Source organism: Terribacillus sp. JSM ZJ617, assembly GCF_044383785.1.
Taxonomy (GTDB): Bacteria; Bacillota; Bacilli; order Bacillales; family Amphibacillaceae; genus Terribacillus.
The window spans coordinates 264,812-280,900 of the sequence record NZ_JBISEQ010000004.1 but is presented as its reverse complement, the minus strand read 5'-3'; the positions used below and the strand labels follow the sequence as shown (position 1 = coordinate 280,900).

Annotated in this window: 19 protein-coding genes; 11 read left to right on the top strand and 8 right to left on the bottom strand. The window is 44.1% G+C overall.

The window, feature by feature from the left end; genetic code table 11:
- Window positions 1–197: 197 nt before the first annotated feature.
- The 3 genes from ACH6C1_RS14975 to ACH6C1_RS14965 all read right to left on the bottom strand — a co-directional run bounded on the left by ACH6C1_RS14975 (window position 198) and on the right by ACH6C1_RS14965 (window position 2,634).
- Window positions 198–650, bottom strand: a complete 453-nt coding sequence (locus tag ACH6C1_RS14975) for a GNAT family N-acetyltransferase (protein ID WP_374078408.1) — start codon at window positions 648–650, stop codon at window positions 198–200.
- Window positions 651–718: 68 nt separating this feature from the next.
- The gene (locus tag ACH6C1_RS14970; RefSeq protein WP_374078405.1) at window positions 719–1,147 is read right to left on the bottom strand and encodes a universal stress protein; all 429 of its coding nucleotides are present in this window, start codon (window positions 1,145–1,147) and stop codon (window positions 719–721) included.
- A 14-nt stretch (window positions 1,148–1,161) separates the two neighbouring features.
- Window positions 1,162–2,634 (bottom strand): SulP family inorganic anion transporter, encoded by a 1,473-nt coding sequence (locus tag ACH6C1_RS14965; protein ID WP_374078402.1) that lies wholly within the window; start codon window positions 2,632–2,634, stop codon window positions 1,162–1,164.
- Window positions 2,635–2,782: 148 nt separating this feature from the next.
- Between ACH6C1_RS14965 and ACH6C1_RS14960 the strand changes: the two genes are divergently transcribed.
- Window positions 2,783–3,304 (top strand): recombinase family protein, encoded by a 522-nt coding sequence (locus ACH6C1_RS14960; RefSeq protein WP_374078398.1) that lies wholly within the window; start codon window positions 2,783–2,785, stop codon window positions 3,302–3,304.
- Window positions 3,305–3,417: 113 nt separating this feature from the next.
- Here ACH6C1_RS14960 and ACH6C1_RS14955 read toward each other — a convergent pair whose 3' ends face one another.
- Genes ACH6C1_RS14955 through ACH6C1_RS14940 form a run of 4 tightly spaced genes read right to left on the bottom strand, consistent with a single transcriptional unit; the run spans window position 3,418 to window position 6,077 of the window.
- On the bottom strand, window positions 3,418–4,290 hold the full coding sequence (locus ACH6C1_RS14955) for an ABC transporter permease (RefSeq protein ID WP_374078396.1): 873 nt from the start codon (window positions 4,288–4,290) through the stop codon (window positions 3,418–3,420).
- On the bottom strand, window positions 4,256–5,194 hold the full coding sequence (locus ACH6C1_RS14950; RefSeq protein ID WP_374078394.1) for an ABC transporter ATP-binding protein: 939 nt from the start codon (window positions 5,192–5,194) through the stop codon (window positions 4,256–4,258). The genes ACH6C1_RS14955 and ACH6C1_RS14950 overlap by 35 nt, the downstream gene beginning before the upstream one ends.
- The gene (locus ACH6C1_RS14945; RefSeq protein WP_374078392.1) at window positions 5,181–5,621 is read right to left on the bottom strand and encodes a hypothetical protein; all 441 of its coding nucleotides are present in this window, start codon (window positions 5,619–5,621) and stop codon (window positions 5,181–5,183) included. The genes ACH6C1_RS14950 and ACH6C1_RS14945 overlap by 14 nt, the downstream gene beginning before the upstream one ends.
- A gap of 3 nt (window positions 5,622–5,624) precedes the next feature.
- Window positions 5,625–6,077, bottom strand: a complete 453-nt coding sequence (locus tag ACH6C1_RS14940) for a LytTR family DNA-binding domain-containing protein (protein ID WP_374078389.1) — start codon at window positions 6,075–6,077, stop codon at window positions 5,625–5,627.
- Between the two features lie 178 nt (window positions 6,078–6,255).
- Here ACH6C1_RS14940 and ACH6C1_RS14935 point away from each other — a divergent pair, with 178 nt between their 5' ends.
- Both ACH6C1_RS14935 and ACH6C1_RS14930 read left to right on the top strand, forming a co-directional pair.
- Window positions 6,256–7,098 (top strand): aldo/keto reductase, encoded by an 843-nt coding sequence (locus ACH6C1_RS14935; protein WP_374078386.1) that lies wholly within the window; start codon window positions 6,256–6,258, stop codon window positions 7,096–7,098.
- A 79-nt stretch (window positions 7,099–7,177) separates the two neighbouring features.
- Complete coding sequence (locus ACH6C1_RS14930; protein ID WP_374078384.1) at window positions 7,178–8,002, top strand: aldo/keto reductase; 825 nt, start codon at window positions 7,178–7,180, stop codon at window positions 8,000–8,002.
- Window positions 8,003–8,115: 113 nt separating this feature from the next.
- Here the strand turns inward: ACH6C1_RS14930 and ACH6C1_RS14925 are convergent, their stop codons facing one another.
- Window positions 8,116–8,841 (bottom strand): excalibur calcium-binding domain-containing protein, encoded by a 726-nt coding sequence (locus ACH6C1_RS14925; RefSeq protein ID WP_374078382.1) that lies wholly within the window; start codon window positions 8,839–8,841, stop codon window positions 8,116–8,118.
- 209 nt (window positions 8,842–9,050) lie between these two features.
- On the opposite strand from ACH6C1_RS14925, the gene ACH6C1_RS14920 reads away from it, so the two are divergent.
- From ACH6C1_RS14920 to ACH6C1_RS14885, 8 genes are all read left to right on the top strand, one after another.
- Window positions 9,051–9,941: a DMT family transporter gene (locus ACH6C1_RS14920; RefSeq protein ID WP_374078379.1), complete on the top strand. Its 891-nt coding sequence runs from the start codon at window positions 9,051–9,053 to the stop codon at window positions 9,939–9,941.
- Between the two features lie 59 nt (window positions 9,942–10,000).
- Window positions 10,001–11,152 carry a GNAT family N-acetyltransferase gene (locus tag ACH6C1_RS14915; RefSeq protein WP_374078376.1) on the top strand — a complete coding sequence of 384 codons (1,152 nt, stop codon included), beginning with the start codon at window positions 10,001–10,003 and terminating at the stop codon, window positions 11,150–11,152.
- Between the two features lie 15 nt (window positions 11,153–11,167).
- The gene (locus ACH6C1_RS14910) at window positions 11,168–11,602 is read left to right on the top strand and encodes an NUDIX domain-containing protein (protein WP_374078373.1); all 435 of its coding nucleotides are present in this window, start codon (window positions 11,168–11,170) and stop codon (window positions 11,600–11,602) included.
- 86 nt (window positions 11,603–11,688) lie between these two features.
- Window positions 11,689–12,453 carry a MerR family transcriptional regulator gene (locus ACH6C1_RS14905; protein WP_374078370.1) on the top strand — a complete coding sequence of 255 codons (765 nt, stop codon included), beginning with the start codon at window positions 11,689–11,691 and terminating at the stop codon, window positions 12,451–12,453.
- A gap of 66 nt (window positions 12,454–12,519) precedes the next feature.
- Window positions 12,520–12,825 (top strand): DUF3219 family protein, encoded by a 306-nt coding sequence (locus ACH6C1_RS14900; RefSeq protein ID WP_374078367.1) that lies wholly within the window; start codon window positions 12,520–12,522, stop codon window positions 12,823–12,825.
- Complete coding sequence (locus tag ACH6C1_RS14895; RefSeq protein WP_374078364.1) at window positions 12,822–13,961, top strand: glycerate kinase; 1,140 nt, start codon at window positions 12,822–12,824, stop codon at window positions 13,959–13,961. Before ACH6C1_RS14900 ends, ACH6C1_RS14895 begins: the two co-directional genes overlap by 4 nt.
- A 152-nt stretch (window positions 13,962–14,113) precedes the next feature.
- On the top strand, window positions 14,114–14,296 hold the full coding sequence (locus ACH6C1_RS14890) for a YolD-like family protein (RefSeq protein WP_095224488.1): 183 nt from the start codon (window positions 14,114–14,116) through the stop codon (window positions 14,294–14,296).
- A gap of 164 nt (window positions 14,297–14,460) precedes the next feature.
- Entirely contained in the window at window positions 14,461–15,930 is a 1,470-nt protein-coding gene (locus ACH6C1_RS14885) for a nicotinate phosphoribosyltransferase (RefSeq protein ID WP_374078360.1), read from the top strand.
- Window positions 15,931–16,089 lie beyond the last annotated feature (159 nt).

Sequence of the window (16,089 nt, the reverse complement as noted above, 5' to 3'; positions counted from 1 at the left end):
TCCTTTCCCTGTCTCATCAGGATAATAGTATAAAAATAATAAAGACAGCATTATTATTATAATCTTATCCTACTAAATATCTAGATGGTTAAGGGAATTAAATTGGAAAAATGGAAGTTTTATTAAAGAAATCCAGTCAAAAGGACCTTGGTGACCGTAGAAATTGATAATACAAATTAAACAAGAATTAAAGCCGTTTACAGGTTGTAGTCAAAACGGACCATATCCCGGCACTGAATACCATTTTCAAAAATAGGTTCTTCATAGTTGCGAAGAAAGAAATCATGATCTATTGTTTTCATTCGGAAACCGCATTTTTGGTAGAAGGCGATTTGATCTATACTTGAATTGCCTGTCCCTACTTCCAATTTAGCATAGCCTTGTATGCGGGCTTGCCCAATGGCGTGGTGGATGAGTTTTTTACCGACACCCTTTCCTTGATCGGCTTCTCTTACTGAAATATTAACTACTTCCGCGGTGTCTGATTTAGTCTGCAATAGAACATAGATGCCGGAGATTTGATTGCCTATTTCTGCAATAAAACTGCTTCCGGAACGAAGGTATGCCTCTATCTTTGTTTTAGAAGGGTCTGCTTCGAGCAAAAGGTCCATGGGAGGGGTTTCAGTTGGGTAAAGCTTTCGTATCTTCATTACATCACTCCTCTTGGTTACTATAGCAGGTATTAAAAAGGCTGCCGAAATCATTCAGCAGCCTTTTGTTACGGCAGGTATTTGACGATCATGACAGAACATTTCGCGCGTTTCGCTACACGGCTGCTGACACTTCCGAGGACGATTTCCTGGAGTGGATTCAGTCCGCGGCTGCCCATGATAATGAGATCAGCTCGAGTATCACGTGCATGCTCTAAGATCATCGGTGCAGGTTCGCCGTGTTTCATGATCAGTTTGTAATGGATGGATGCTGCTTCGAACGCATCGCGAAAACGCTGGAGCTTTTCGTCACGTTTGCTTTGCAGTTGAATTGGATCCGTGCTGTGCAGAACATCTGCTTTTGTCTTTTCATAATCAAGTACTTGAATTCCTTCGACGTGGGTTCCCGGCTGCAGCTTTGCCAACTGTATGGCATGCTCTGCTGCAAGGAAGGAGTGGTCGGATCCATCAATTGCCACTACGATTTTCTTATACATGGATGCACCGCCTTTTAATGGTTTGATACGTTCACATGTGTTGAATCGCTAGTTGTCAATCTGTGCATGAGTGCTTGGCTATCCTTGTTCAACCCCTCTAAGGTAACGGAGGAGCCCTTCTCAATGAATTTTAGCACGACTTTGTCAATGGCTGCCACTGCGGAGTCATCCCAAACATGCGTGTTGGTGAAATTGAGTGTCACTTGCTTTGCTGTATTCTCATAAGAAAAGCTATCCGTGAAATCTGTGACAGAAGCGAAGAAAAGCTGTCCGGAAATAGTGTATCGAATATGACCTGATGCAGTGCCGATACTTTTTTCTACTTTTACTTTCGATATTTTCGCAACAAAGAAAATGGCACTCAACAGGATGCCGATGAATACACCGATAGACAGGTTATGTGTTGTCACTACAGCGATGACAGTCACGACCATAACTGCTGTATCCGATATAGGCACGCGGGTAATGCCGCGCAGGGAAGACCATTCAAATGTACCGATACAAACCATGATCATCACACCCACGAGAGCGGGCATAGGGATTTTCACTACCCAGTCTCCTAATACAAGAATCAAGAACATCAGGAATATACCTGCAACAAGCGTAGAAAGGCGTCCGCGTCCGCCGGATTTAACATTGATGACGGACTGTCCGATCATTGCGCAGCCTGCCATCCCACCGAAAAAGCCAGTTACTATGTTGGCAATACCTTGTCCGCGAGCTTCTTTGTTCTTGTTACTGCCTGTATCCGTCATGTCGTCGACGATGGACGCAGTCAGCAAGGATTCCAGCAATCCGACAATCGACAAAGCAAGTGCAGTCGGAAAGATAATTTGCAAGGTCTCCAAGTTGAGAGGAATGTCTGGAATCAGGAAAGAAGGCAGTGCTTGTTTAATTTCCCCTAAATCCCCGACAGTCCGAACATCAATATGCAGGAACAACGACAATATCGTCACTGCCAAAATGGCTACAAGCGGAGCAGGAACGGCTTTGGTGATGAGCGGGAACAAATAGATGATGGCGAGCGTGATCCCCACTACAACATAGGTAGTTGTATTGATTCCTATAAAATGCGGAACCTGTGCCATGAAAATCAGGATAGCGAGTGCGTTCACGAATCCGATCATGACAGAACGCGGGATGAATTTCATAAAACGGGCAATACCTAATACGCCGAATAAAAGCTGTAATACCCCAGTCAGGATCGTAGTGGCAAATAAATATTGCAACCCGTGCTCCTTCACCAAGGTTACCATCAATAACGCCATTGCTCCTGTTGCTGCAGAAATCATTGCCGGTCTCCCGCCGACAATGGCAATGACGACTGCCATCGAGAAGGAAGCATACAATCCGACCATCGGGTCCACGCCTGCGATGATGGAAAATGCTATCGCTTCAGGAATCAGAGCCAAAGCAACAACGATACCGGAAAGAATGTCTCCGCGGATGTTGCCGAACCATTGCTTATTTAATTGTACTGCTGCCAATTTACACACACCTCATCTTATATTATTTTGTTGACTTCTAAGTCTCATAGAAGTCGTGTCCGAATTTTGATAAGCTTACTGTAACACGAATCAGGTAGTTTTGGAACCAAAACTACCGTTTTTGGTACTTTATTTGGAGTGAGATAACATGATGATTGGATATATACGGGAATTCGTCCAGGAAAAATGGGGCCATCGGCCAGCAGAAATAATAAACTGCGAAACAGTGATAGAGGAGAAGGAAGACGCCCAGGGGCAACCTTTATTAGAGGAGCTCCTGGAGAACCTGCAGCCGGGTGATGTACTTGTTGTACGTAAGCTTTACAGCCTGGCAAATTCGACAAAGCATCTAATAGAAATTTGCCGTAATCTGCAGGAGAAGCAGACATCCCTCGTATCGATTGAAGATAATATTGATACAAGAGAGGATTCATTCTTTAAGCATTTGGAGCAGATTGCTGTTTTCCGGAAAGAAGTAGTAGGAGAAAGAACCAAAGCAGGACTTTCTGAAGCAAAAGCAAAGAACCGAGCGGGAGGGAGACCGCGCAAGCCAGATAGAAATGTCCAAAAAGCTATCGATATGTATCGCAGTAAGAAGTACTCGATAGCGGATATAACAATTGAAACAGGTATCAGTAAGACAACGTTGTATCGGTATCTTCAAGAATAGAAATTTGTTGGAATTTGTTTTATGATCAATCGTTTGTTTAGCTAATAAAAGCACCTTCATCGAATTTCGAAGAAGGTGCTTATTTTAGTATCCATTACTCTTGTTTTGTTAATCTACATCCGTACAGATCGCAACCACACACCAAGACTTAAAAATATAACCCCCGTCAAAAGAAGAATACCGAGTATGACGGGAAACTGGGCAGCAGCATCAAATAAATTAATCTGCAGACCGAATGTTTCTTTAAACTCATCTAAAATGAAGGCCGGAGCATCTGCGAAAGTAATGTCTATAGCAGGCTGCATCAGAACGTCACGCAGTGCAGCAACTCCATAAGTCGGTGGGAAGAACTTGGTTATTTCCTGTACGAATACTGGCAGCTGTCCGATAGGAATATAGATTCCAAGCAGGAATCCGGATAGGGTGCCAACCAGAGTACCCATGGAGGAAAATGATTTCCGTGATCGGATTAAAACTGTAATGGCAAATAGGAAGGCAGCTGAAGAAAAAGTAATTAGCATGATTAAACCGATTGCCAATAGCAAGCTATTCCAACTGACGGTAGGTTTGTCAGTCAGCCAAAAGTAGCTTTGGGCCAGCAATAATGCGCCTACAGAAAATAGAACAGCTATAAGCCAAGCGGATAATAAATATCCGATAACCAATTGGGTCCGGGTGATAGGTGTAATGAGCAGTGCGTGCAGCTGATTGCTCGCAGCATCCTCGATCATTGTGCCCAATACGGAAAGCGTGACTGTCAGTGAAATAACAACGATGATCCCGGCTAGAAGCCAGCTTTGCATGAGTTCTTTCATGCCGGCGGCTCCCTGCGCTGCTTGCTGGGCACTATCAGTTGTCACATCAGCGAGAAAAAGCAGATAAAGCACGATGATGATACCAGTCGTGAGTAGAGACATGAAGACAGCAGTTTTGTCACGAAAATATAGTCGGTTAGAGCGCTTTGTCAGCTGCCAGATTGTGTGCATGTATATTCTCCTTTACTAAGTTGATGAATACATCGTCCAGACTGCCTTTGATTAATTCAAAATCAGTGACAATACGTTCTAAATCTCGGAGGATAGGGTATGCTTGCAAGCTATTTGAAACTAGAATCTGGAAAATGTCGTTCTTTAGGCTATAGCTGTAACGATGTTCATCTAAATACCTTACTGTTAATTCGTTATCGTTCACTTGTAAGCGCAATGTATCTGAAGCGTAAAGCCGTTTTAACTCTGCGGGTGTTCCTTGTGCTTTGATTCTGCCTTTATCAATGACCACGATTTGATCGGCTTCTGCTGCTTCTTCCATGTAATGCGTTGTCAGAAAGACAGTCATCTGGAGCTGCTGCTGCAGACTTGCAATCGTCTTCCATACGTCGACTCTTGTTTGTGGATCCAGACCCGTTGTCGGTTCATCTAAAAATAGAATTGCTGGCCGGTGAAGGAGAGCCCGGGCGATTTCTGCACGCCGTTTCTGTCCGCCTGACAGCTGCCGGAATTGCTTTATAAGGATCGGTTCCAGCTGCAGGGTTTCGGTTACCCAGGAGATACTCTTCTGAGTCTCGTTTTTTGACAACCCATAGAACCTCCCCCACATGTCGAGATTCTCCTTTACGGTCAAAACATCATCCAGTACGTTATCTTGAAAAACCAAGCCGATCCGCTTGCGGATTTCTGCATCATTCTTGCCTGCTTGGAAGCCATCGACGAAGATAGATCCCTTTGACTGCTGGAGGCGGGTGGCGATCATATGGATGGTCGTCGATTTTCCCGCGCCATTTACACCTAGAAATGCGAAAAGATGCCCTTTCTCCACATCAAAGGATATGTCATCCACCGCTTTAAACTTGCCATAGTTCTTCGTTAGATTTTTAATTTCAATTATTTTCATTCGCTCCAGCCTTCTTCCTTTTATAATTAGCCAGTTCTTCATTCAATTGCTTTGCTTCAACACTGTGAATAAGGCGGTAGATGATCCACAGGACAACATAAATGAAGATAACAAGAGCAAATAACAACGCGAGCAGCTTCCAGTTACCTGTATCAAACCAGCCGAATAGGGCAGCGGAACCTGTGAAAGCACCCAAAACAACAAAGAGGAACAGAAGTGAGCGTGTAAAGATATTAGACTCATTTGCTCGACCCAGAATCAAAATCTGTATCCACGTAAGCACAAAGGTAATAAGCAGGTTTTGAGGTACAAGTGCAATATCCATTGTGCTATTTCCGATAAAGAGATAAATGTATATGCTTGTCGCCAAAATAGAGAACATAAACATGATGCCCCATGATTGGATGAAACTTACAAACGTCTTCATCGTTCATTCCTCCTTGCCAATTCCGAGTTTATGTTTGAGCTGCGGTACGTACTGCCTGGAAATCATTACTTTTTCCCCGTTTGTGAGGGTGGCTGTAAGTTTCCGGCCAAGTGCGGGCTTTATTTTTTCCACCTTGGAGAGATTGACGATAACAGATTTGGATATACGTATAAGATCGGGACTGAAATGCGACTCCTCAATTTGATACAGCTTTAATGAGGATTGATATACAGCGTTCCTATCATAAAGAAATACAGAATTATCCACTGACTCGATATAGTAGATAGAGTCAGGCTGCAGAAGATGCACTTCTCCATTCCTCTCTCCAGACAATCTTTCCTTACTGGAGGCGGATAAGATTTTGACGAGCTCCAAAATGCGAGAGTCAGTTTGACGGCAAGTGATTTGCACTTCGGTTTCGAGGCAATTATCGTCCTCTTGAATTGTGATTTTCATTGAGCGCCTCCTGTCTTTTATTTATTCGTATTTCCAGTGTAACGGTCAGCAGAGGAAAAACAATACCAGATGGTGTATCCTGCCAATAAGAGGAGTTAAGCTGCCATCTATGTATTGATCAAACGTTTGATAAAGATCGCTGACCGGGAAAAAGTAAATGATGAAGGAGGAGAATACAATGAAAACTGTTACCCTGCCGGATGGAACGGAACTCGCCGCAATCGGACAAGGAACTTGGAATATGGGGGATGACGAGTCAAGGCGACATGATGAAATTCAGGCTTTGCGCACAGGCATTGATCAGGAATTGCAGGTAATAGATACAGCAGAAATGTATGGAAACGGCCGCTCGGAACGCCTGGTACGGGAGGCGATAGCTAACCGCCGGGGGAAAGTATTCCTTGTTTCGAAGGTGCTGCCATCCAATGCATCGTACGATGATGTGCTGGCAGCCTGCGACCGTTCCTTGGAGCGGCTAGGAACTGACTATCTGGATTTGTATCTGCTTCATTGGCGGGGAAGAGTGCAGCTGGAAGAAACAGTTGCAGCTTTTGAACAGCTGAAGGAAGAAGGGAAGATTCGGCGCTGGGGTGTGTCGAATTTTGATACTGATGATATGGAAGAGTTATGGAATGTAGAAAACGGACAGAATTGTGCAGTCAATCAAGTGCTCTATAATCTTACTGCGCGAGGAATTGAATATGATCTGATTCCGTGGCAGAAGGAGAAAGGTATACCAATTATGGCGTATTGTCCGTTAGCGCAAGGTGATCGTAAGGAGATTCTGCACAATGCTGCAGTTCGTGAACTGGCAAAAACATATGATGTGTCCGTTTCCCAGATTGCTTTAGCGTGGACGATTCAGTCAGGACATGTGCTCAGTATTCCAAAGGCGGGACAGGCTCCCCATGCGGTGGAAAATGCGGAAGCTGCAAATCTTGTATTAAATAAAGAAGATCTTGCAAAAATAGACAAGGAATTCCCGCCACCGACGTCGAAAGTACCGTTGGAGATCGTGTGAATGCATAGGCATTTTGCATGACAGTTAATTCAGACAACGCTATACTAAACGAGAAAAACCGCTAAAGGAGTGCTTTTAAATGAACTATGTAACACTGAACAATGGCGTGAAAATGCCACAGCTTGGCTTTGGAGTTTGGCAGGTTGGAGATGAAGAAGCAACTGCAGCAGTAGCGAAAGCACTTGAAGTTGGTTATACAAGCATCGACACAGCAATGATTTACAAAAATGAAGCCGGCGTCGGCAAAGCCATCAAAGAAGCAAACGTGAACAGAGAAGATTTGTTTATCACAACAAAAGTCTGGAACTCCGATCAAGGTTTCGACAACACAATTGCAGCTTTTGAAGCAAGTCTTGACCGTCTTGGTCTTGAATATGTGGATCTTTATCTAATCCACTGGCCGACACCGCAATACGATGAGTACGTGGATACATTCAAAGCATTAGAAAAACTTTACAAAGACGGTCGCGTGAAAGCAATCGGCGTATGTAACTTCGAAATCGAGCATTTGGAGCGTCTATTGAAAGAAACAGAGATCGTGCCAGTCTTGAACCAAGTGGAGTGCCACCCGTACTTGGCGCAAAACGAACTAAAAGACTTCTGTAAAAAGCATGATATCTTTGTAGAAGCATGGAGCCCGCTTGATCAGGGCGGCGATGTTCTGAAGGATGAAGTTGTGACAGCAATTGCTGAAAAGCTTGGTAAAACAGCTGCACAAGTCGTGCTTCGCTGGCACCTTCAGAATGACACAATCGTCATTCCGAAATCTGTGACACCATCCCGTATCGAAGAGAACTTCCAAGTATTCGACTTCGAGCTTTCAGCAGAGGATATGGATGCAATCAATAAATTGGATTCAGGCCGCCGCAAAGGTGCACATCCAAATGATATGAATAAACGATAAAAAAGACAGGAAGAGCGCCGAAATGGCGCTCTTTTTTTTGCGTTGACAGATATAAAAGGGAGTATATGGGCGTGGGATAAAAAGAAGGCTGTCTGATTATCAGACAGCCTTCTTTACCATTCGCAGCCTACTCCATCTCCATCACGATCAAGATGTCTGCCATATCCAGGATCTCCATCGCGAACCGGTGCAGCTCCAGCTTCTTTGGCAGCAGTACAGTTGTCGAAATAAACACTGGTTGTCGCTGTGTTACTCGACGCCTCTTCATTAGTATTATCACTACTACTAGAAGCTGTTTGTACTGATGCTGTTGACTTGGATTCTAGGTTATCTATTTCGTCTTCAGCATTTGAGAGCTGAGTCGTTAATGTGCTGTTTTTTTCTTTCTCAGAGTCCAAATCACTTTGCAATCCGTCTTTCTCTTTTTCTAATGTTTCAATCTTAGCTTCTAATGATTCTTTATTTGAGCCGTTTTCCTCTACATCCTCGGTCAATTGATCGTTTTTCTTCGTAAGATCCGATACTGTATCTGTCAGATCTTTCACTTCCTGAACTGATGCGTCTAATTGATTCTGAAGTTCGCCCTTCTCTATAGTTAGAGTATCTAGTTTCTGTTGTAAGTCTGTGCTATTTTGTGTTGCTAAAGTTGCATTATTTTCACCTGTCATGGACATGAAGGATGCCATGCAAATGAAGAAGAGAATTATAGCACCTGGATAGACATAAAGGATGTGACGACGTTTCTTGAAGAAGGCTAGCTTTGGGTTAATCAACCCTAAAACAAGAAATATAAGTGCTGCTAAAAATAAAACCAGAAAGATTAGTGCAAGTGCTAACATTAAACAAAACACTCCTTATTTATATTTTGAAAAACAAGAGTATGTATGGGGGAGAATTTTGCTTTTCATGAGGATTATATACTATATTTATGGTTTTAGGTGGAAAAATATAGTTAAAATTACATTTTAGGAGTTTAATTGTAGTAATCAAAGAGGAAATGAAAGAATCTATCTACATAAGAGAAGATGATGAAGGAAAGGAGATGTATATGGAGAAAAAAGGACATATCTATAACCTTATATCTATTCTAATGATGGCGATTGGGCCTCTGTTAGCGAAGTTCGGTGTGCTGGAGATAAGTCCGGCACAAGCTGCAATCATCAATGTGCTGGTTATTTTACTGGCAAGCTACCTTTTCGGATGGATGAAAGGTAAAAAAGTAACCTTCTATGCAGACAAAGAGATGATTCTACTAGGGGTGCTGAATTCATTCGGTGTCATTCTCCTGTACATAAGCACCAGTTTGTTATCTCCAGTTGAGATAGGATTTATTGGCCGCTTCTATACGGTATTCGCCATCTTATTGTCTCTTCTCATTCTGAGAGAGAGACTGAACAAAAAAGAGACATTTTTTATCCTGGCAGCCCTGTTAGGGATTTTTCTATTCATTGATACGACGAACGTATATGGTGCCAGCTTGATAGGCAGCATATGTGCACTCTTCCAGACATTCTTCTTTGCTCTTTCCAATATCTATATTAAAAGGACTATGGCGACCGATAAGGACTCCAATTCAATCTTGTTCACCAATAACTGTATTGCGCTCGTTTTTGTGACGCTTTACGCAGTTGTTACTGGACAGCTTTGGGAAGGGAATTTATCGTTTGTGGGTGTAGGATTGATTGCATTATCTTCTTTACTGACGGGCTTCATTGGCACGTTGTTCCTATATGAAGCGTTAAAATATTTGAGATTTTCAATTGCCAACACGATACGCGCATTTAGCCCGATACTTCTCGCTGTTATCTCTTTTCCGTTCTTTCCGGTTGAGGTAACTTGGCAAAAAATCGCAGGGGCAAGTGTGATGCTGCTTTCAATTTTTCTTCTTACTGCAGATAAAAAGAAAAGACATCAGTCATCCAAAAAGAGTGCAGGTTGATGATAAGGTTTGTCCATGTCTATGCTATAGTAAAAGGGAAAATTAGAGGAGGGATCAGGATGCAGACAGAACGGTTACAGAAGCAGGATTTGGAAGCGGCAATGCAGATGTCAGAGTATGCTTTCCGGTACCGCATACCGGAAGATAAGCGAGACGCAAGACTGGAGCAGATGGATCAGCACCAGCAGCTTTTTGGTATCAAGGAAAATGGGAAGCTGGCTGCCAAGCTGCAGCTGCTGCCGCTTTCGATCAAACTTGGTGAGCAGACAATGCTGATGGGCGGGATTGCCGGGGTGGCTACTTATCCGGAATATCGCCGGAATGGATATATAAAGCGACTATTAACCGATACGCTTTATCACATGCGCGAGCAAGGGATGCCTGTTTCGATGCTGCATCCATTCTACGTTGATTTCTATCGCAGGTTTGGGTACGAGTTATTTGCGGATCGAACGATTTATACATTGAAGAAGAAAGATCTCATGCGCCTGACACCGGTGGACGGCACAATTGAGCGTATACAGAAAGAGGAACATACACAGGAAATTGAAGATATCTACAATGCTTACTCCTCTACATACAGCGGCATGCTTGCACGAGAGGATTTTTGGTGGAAGAATCGGGTATACCGCGACCATGATTTTATTGCTCTGTATCGTGATGTTGAAGGTAAAGCGCAAGGGTATATCATTTATGAGATCGCTTCACGTGACAAGCTGGATGTGTCGGAATTCGTTGCCCTTACGGCTGATTCTCGTATCGGGTTGTGGAATTTCCTTGCGCAGCATGATTCCATGTTTGAGGAAGTAAAGTTGGACCTGCCACCGCATGATCCGCTTATCTTTATGCTGCCGGATCCGCAGCTTGAGGTGAAGCATTATCCGTACTTTATGGCGCGTATTTTAGATGTGCCTGCCTTCTTTGAGAAATATGATTGGCAAGGAAGTCCTGCGGGTGTTGTGCTGCACGTAGAGGATACAATCATTCAGGAAAATAATGATACGTTTACTTTTAAAGACAAAAACACAGAAATCTCATCAGAGACGAAAGGCATTAAGCTATCTATCAACATGCTTTCTGCCATTGCGTTTGGTTACAAGCGACCGCTTGTCCTTTGGCAGGCAGGGTTGATAGACGGACCAGAGGAAATGATTCGGAAATTCGAGCAAAGTATACCAAGGCGTGAACCATACATCTATGATTTCTTCTAAGGAGATTACCATTATATGAAAAAGAAAGAGTTCCACCGGCTTGCACGTGCTGTGATCCGTAAAGGAGACAGCATCCTGCTGGCTAAGGCGGAAGGATGGCAAAACAGCTTCCTGCCTGGCGGTCATGTGGAAATTGGAGAAGGTGCTGAAACTGCCTTGCTGCGTGAGCTGAAGGAGGAACTTGGTGTGAAAGGAAAGCTTGTCAGCTTCCTCGGTGACTTCGAGCACAGCTGGCAGTATGAAGATACAGTACATTTCGAATTGACGCATGTGTTTGAGACGGTGATTGATGAGGAGCAGATCGAGAGCCAGGAACCGCATCTTCAATTCTTCTGGGCAACTCCAGGAGAATTCGAAGAGCTGGATCTGCAGCCTTATCCACTTATCAATGCCTTGCGAGAAGGCCAGCTTCCTCCGTCTGTGTGGCGGAGCACATTGGAGACAAACTGATTTTATCGGTTTGTCTTTTTTCTTTAAAAAATACTTGCGGTTGACGCTGCGTCAGCGTTTATCGTTATAAGCATAAGGAGGGAAGCATGATGACATACACTGTTCAAAAGCTGGCAGAGCTTGCTGGGGTGAGCAAGCGTACATTGCGCTATTACGATCAAATCGGTTTGCTGCATCCGGCTGAAATCAATGTGAGCGGCTATCGGATTTATACGGAAAAAGAGGTGGATCTGCTGCAGCAAATTCTTTTTTTTAGGGAGTTGGATGTGGATCTGGATACAATCAAGACCATTATTTATTCTCCGTATTTCAATAGGAAGAAAGCTTTAGAAGAGCACCGTGACCGTTTATTAGAGAAGCAGGAGCATATCCGTATGCTTCTTGGAAACGTGGAGAAAAGCATTGAAGCAATGGAAAGGAAGGTAACGATGGTCGATAGTGAGAAATTTAAAGGCTTCAAGGAACAGAAAATTGCTGAAAATGAAGCCAATTATGGAGAAGAAATCAGAGAAGCATATGGCAAAGAAGCAGTGGAAGCTTCCAATCAAAAATTCCGTGGTTTGACGGAGGAACAGTACAAAAAGATGAATGAAGTCGAGCAGCGTTTATTCGAAAAGCTGAAGACTGCAATGCAGGCAGGAGATCCAACAGCATCAGAAGCCTTGCACGCAGCTGAGCTGCATCGGGAATGGCTGGAATTCACTTGGCCTGCTTATTCCAAAGAAGCACATGCAGGTTTAGCAGAGATGTATGTCCAGGATGAGCGGTTCGCGGCTTATTACGAAAATAATATCATGGAAGGAGCAGCTCGATTTCTGCGGGATAGCATCCGTTATTATACAAAGCTTTGACGTCGCGCGCAGCTTTTGTATTCCAAAGCGAAGAGGTGATACACTAATTGGAAAAGGAGAGATGACATGAACAGAAAAGTTGTAGTGAACGGTATGGAATTGGCTGCTTATGATTATGAACATAAGTATGTCACGAAAAACGGCAAGGAATTGAATGAAATCAGCTTCAAGTTCCCAGTGACAAGTGAAGCTTACCATGATGTGGCTGTTATGCTGTATAAAGATGATTTCCAAGTGGAAGTTCCGGAAGAAAACATTGCTTTCGAAGCAGCAATCAAACAGTACAGCACAAGTATCACGAATCTGTATGAGAAAGAACAGATAGGCGAATATTCCCTCGTGCTGGAGGAGAAGGCAGGAGCTGCGCTATGAAGATTGTCGTAGCTCCTGACTCCTTTAAGGAGAGCATGACAGCATTGGAAGCGGCGTCTGCTTGCGAGCGGGGAATCCGCCGGGCAATTCCGGATGCAGAAGTCGTAAAGGTTCCGATGGCTGACGGCGGTGAAGGGACTGTACAATCATTGGTGGATGCGACGGGCGGGAGGCTGCATACCTGTGAAGTCACAGGACCGCTTGGAAATAAGGTAAGTGCGGTATTTGGTATGCTTGGTGATGGAAAAACGGCTGTTATCGAAATGGCTGAGGCATCGGGTCTCCATCTTGTCCCGCGTGACAAGCGGGATCCGCTTCGTGCTACAACGCGTGGAACAGGTGAATTGATGATGAAAGCATTAGATGCAGGAGCAGAGCATTTGATTATCGGTCTTGGCGGCAGTGCAACGAATGATGGCGGCGCAGGGATGGCTGCTGCTCTAGGAGTGAAATTCCTTGATGAAGAGGGTCAGCAGCTGGAAGATGGTGCACGTGCGTTGAAAGAGCTCTCCGAAGTGAAAGCAGAAGGACTAGATCCACGCTGGCAGCATGTTCAAGTGGAAGTAGCCTGTGATGTGGAAAACCCGCTGACAGGTGAAAATGGCGCATCCTTTGTGTTCGGACCACAAAAAGGTGCAAATGACGAAATGGTCATTCAACTGGATGACATACTCACACATTACGCTGCAAAAGTGGAACAGACTGTCGGTAAGAGGATTGACCAGCTGCCAGGTGCAGGAGCTGCAGGTGGATTAGGAGCCGGATTAGTGGCTTTTCTGCCAGCAGAACTGAAAAGTGGCATCACTATTGTGAAGGAAGCAGCAGGGCTGGCAGATCATATCAAGGGTGCAGATTTGGTTATTACAGGCGAAGGGAAAATCGATGGCCAGACGATTTACGGAAAGACACCGATCGGGGTAGCCAAATCAGCGAAACAATTCGGAGTGCCAGTCATCGCCATCGCCGGAAATGTAGGGGAAGGAAGCGAAGCAGTCTATGCACATGGTATAGATGCTGTGTTCAGTATCATGCCAGGTGTAATGAACTTGTCAGATGCACTTTCCAACGGGGAAACAAATATTGAACAGACTGTCTACAATATCTGTAAAACGATGCAAATTTCCCGGTCATTCTAAAAGAAATCTTTCCTTGGAAAACGAGATATGAAAGATACCATTCTTTATGTATAAAACTTCACAAATTGGTCACACTGTTATGTGTAAGCGGTTACTTTATAGCGTATACTAACAGTATAAAGTGGAGGGTATACAGAAAGGAGAGGCTGAGAATGATCTTGAAAGCGCTTAAGGAAACGGGTGATATGACGATCTCTTATTATGAGAACGGCATGCTGCATACCTTTACCGGAAGATATCATAATCTGAATCTCTTGGACCAAACGCTTTGCCTGGAAAATGATGAAAAGAAACGAATGATAATCCATATCGCGGGTATTCAGCATATACATTAACAAACAGCCGAAAGCATCTCTTGATGTTTTTCGGCGTTTTTTTTATGTTTTTTACCATTTTTGCGGTACAATAGATGGAACAAATAAGATACCCGTTTCCTTATGTAAACGGATACGGGAAAACAGCTGTCAGAAGAACGGGCTGATTAGTGGAGGTTTCAAGCATGAGTTCGCAATATCCAGATGATGGACTGACTTTACATACAGATCTTTATCAAATCAATATGGCGGAGACGTATTGGAGTGATGGGGTCCACGAAAGGAAGGCAGTGTTCGAGGTTTCGTTCCGCAAGCTGCCGTTCGGTAATGGCTTTGCCATATTTGCAGGATTGGAACGTGTTATAGAATATTTACAGCAATTTCGTTTCACAGAGAGTGATCTGGCGTACTTAAAGGATGAGCTTGGTTATGGGGAAGACTTCCTTGCTTATCTGAAGGATTTGCGTTTTACAGGGACTGTTTACTCGGTTGTTGAAGGAGAGCTTGTCTTCAGCAATGAGCCGCTTATGCGGATCGAAGCACCGCTGGCTGAGGCGCAGCTGGTAGAGACGGCAATTTTGAATATCGTCAATTACCAGACGCTGATTGCGACAAAGGCATCCAGAATCAAGCTCCTGCTTGGCGATGAGATTGCACTGGAGATGGGCAGCCGTCGCGCGCATGAGCTGGATGCAGCAGTCTGGGGGACGAGAGCAGCTTATATCGGCGGGTTCGAGGCAACTTCGAATGTCCGTGCTGGCAAGAAATTCGGAATTCCGGTAGCTGGGACATTGGCACACTCGATGATTCAGGCTTACCGCGACGAATACACTGCATTCACTAAGTATGCGGAGCGGCATACGAATTGTACATTCCTTGTCGACACATATGATACGCTTCGTTCTGGTGTACCGAACGCTATCCGGGTTGCGAAGGAACAGGGTGATAAGATCAAGTTCACTGCAATCAGACTTGATAGCGGAGACTTGGCTTACTTATCCAAGAAGGCTCGGAAAGCATTGGACGAGGCTGGATTTACGGACACGAAGATTTCCGCATCGAATGATTTGGACGAAGAAACGATTCAGAGCTTGAAATCCCAAGGAGCGAAGATCGATATCTGGGGTATAGGTACAAAGCTGATTACTGCTTATGATCAGCCGGCTTTAGGTGCGGTGTACAAGATGGTAAGCATCGAGGATGAAGGCGCGATGCAGGATACAATCAAGATCAGTGCCAATCCGGAGAAGGTATCGACGCCAGGATTGAAGAAGGTATACCGAATCGTCAATCGGATCAGTAAAAAATCCGAAGGCGACTACATCGCGATGGAGGATGAAAATCCACAGGAAGAGGATCATCTGAAGATGTTCCACCCAGTCCATACGTATGTGAGCAAGTTCGTGACAAATTACGATGCGGTTGATCTGCATCAGACGATATTCAAAGACGGCAAGCTTGTCTACGAGCTGCCTGCTATTGATGATATCAAGGCTTATGCGAAAGACAATCTTTCTCTGCTATGGGATGAATATAAACGTCCAAAAGCGCCGGAGGAATATCCTGTCGACCTCAGTCAGAAGTGCTGGGATAATAAGATGGCGAATATCCAAAAAGTGAAAGAGCATGTAAAATCTTTGCACACAACAACTTGATAGGGTTACAATTCATTTTATTGGGAATAACTGTATCATCCAGTTCTTATCTTCTAAATGGAAATCCTGTGAAAATGCTGTTGCAGCAATGTTAAGAATGCAGATTAATAGCCATGAACACCCGGATGCATGCTATAATAAGGAAATACGGGAACAGCC

What these genes read in the sequence shown, in the direction of transcription:
- ACH6C1_RS14975 (WP_374078408.1), bottom strand. Translation starts at nt 650, where the DNA reads ATGAAGATACGAAAGCTTTACCCAACTGAAACCCCTCCCATGGACCTT.
- ACH6C1_RS14970 (WP_374078405.1), bottom strand. Translation starts at nt 1,147, where the DNA reads ATGTATAAGAAAATCGTAGTGGCAATTGATGGATCCGACCACTCCTTC.
- ACH6C1_RS14960 (WP_374078398.1), top strand. Translation starts at nt 2,783, where the DNA reads ATGATGATTGGATATATACGGGAATTCGTCCAGGAAAAATGGGGCCAT.
- ACH6C1_RS14955 (WP_374078396.1), bottom strand. Translation starts at nt 4,290, where the DNA reads ATGCACACAATCTGGCAGCTGACAAAGCGCTCTAACCGACTATATTTT.
- ACH6C1_RS14950 (WP_374078394.1), bottom strand. Translation starts at nt 5,194, where the DNA reads ATGAAAATAATTGAAATTAAAAATCTAACGAAGAACTATGGCAAGTTT.
- ACH6C1_RS14945 (WP_374078392.1), bottom strand. Translation starts at nt 5,621, where the DNA reads ATGAAGACGTTTGTAAGTTTCATCCAATCATGGGGCATCATGTTTATG.
- ACH6C1_RS14940 (WP_374078389.1), bottom strand. Translation starts at nt 6,077, where the DNA reads ATGAAAATCACAATTCAAGAGGACGATAATTGCCTCGAAACCGAAGTG.
- ACH6C1_RS14935 (WP_374078386.1), top strand. Translation starts at nt 6,256, where the DNA reads ATGAAAACTGTTACCCTGCCGGATGGAACGGAACTCGCCGCAATCGGA.
- ACH6C1_RS14930 (WP_374078384.1), top strand. Translation starts at nt 7,178, where the DNA reads ATGAACTATGTAACACTGAACAATGGCGTGAAAATGCCACAGCTTGGC.
- ACH6C1_RS14925 (WP_374078382.1), bottom strand. Translation starts at nt 8,841, where the DNA reads ATGTTAGCACTTGCACTAATCTTTCTGGTTTTATTTTTAGCAGCACTT.
- ACH6C1_RS14920 (WP_374078379.1), top strand. Translation starts at nt 9,051, where the DNA reads ATGGAGAAAAAAGGACATATCTATAACCTTATATCTATTCTAATGATG.
- ACH6C1_RS14915 (WP_374078376.1), top strand. Translation starts at nt 10,001, where the DNA reads ATGCAGACAGAACGGTTACAGAAGCAGGATTTGGAAGCGGCAATGCAG.
- ACH6C1_RS14910 (WP_374078373.1), top strand. Translation starts at nt 11,168, where the DNA reads ATGAAAAAGAAAGAGTTCCACCGGCTTGCACGTGCTGTGATCCGTAAA.
- ACH6C1_RS14905 (WP_374078370.1), top strand. Translation starts at nt 11,689, where the DNA reads ATGATGACATACACTGTTCAAAAGCTGGCAGAGCTTGCTGGGGTGAGC.
- ACH6C1_RS14900 (WP_374078367.1), top strand. Translation starts at nt 12,520, where the DNA reads ATGAACAGAAAAGTTGTAGTGAACGGTATGGAATTGGCTGCTTATGAT.
- ACH6C1_RS14895 (WP_374078364.1), top strand. Translation starts at nt 12,822, where the DNA reads ATGAAGATTGTCGTAGCTCCTGACTCCTTTAAGGAGAGCATGACAGCA.
- ACH6C1_RS14890 (WP_095224488.1), top strand. Translation starts at nt 14,114, where the DNA reads ATGATCTTGAAAGCGCTTAAGGAAACGGGTGATATGACGATCTCTTAT.
- ACH6C1_RS14885 (WP_374078360.1), top strand. Translation starts at nt 14,461, where the DNA reads ATGAGTTCGCAATATCCAGATGATGGACTGACTTTACATACAGATCTT.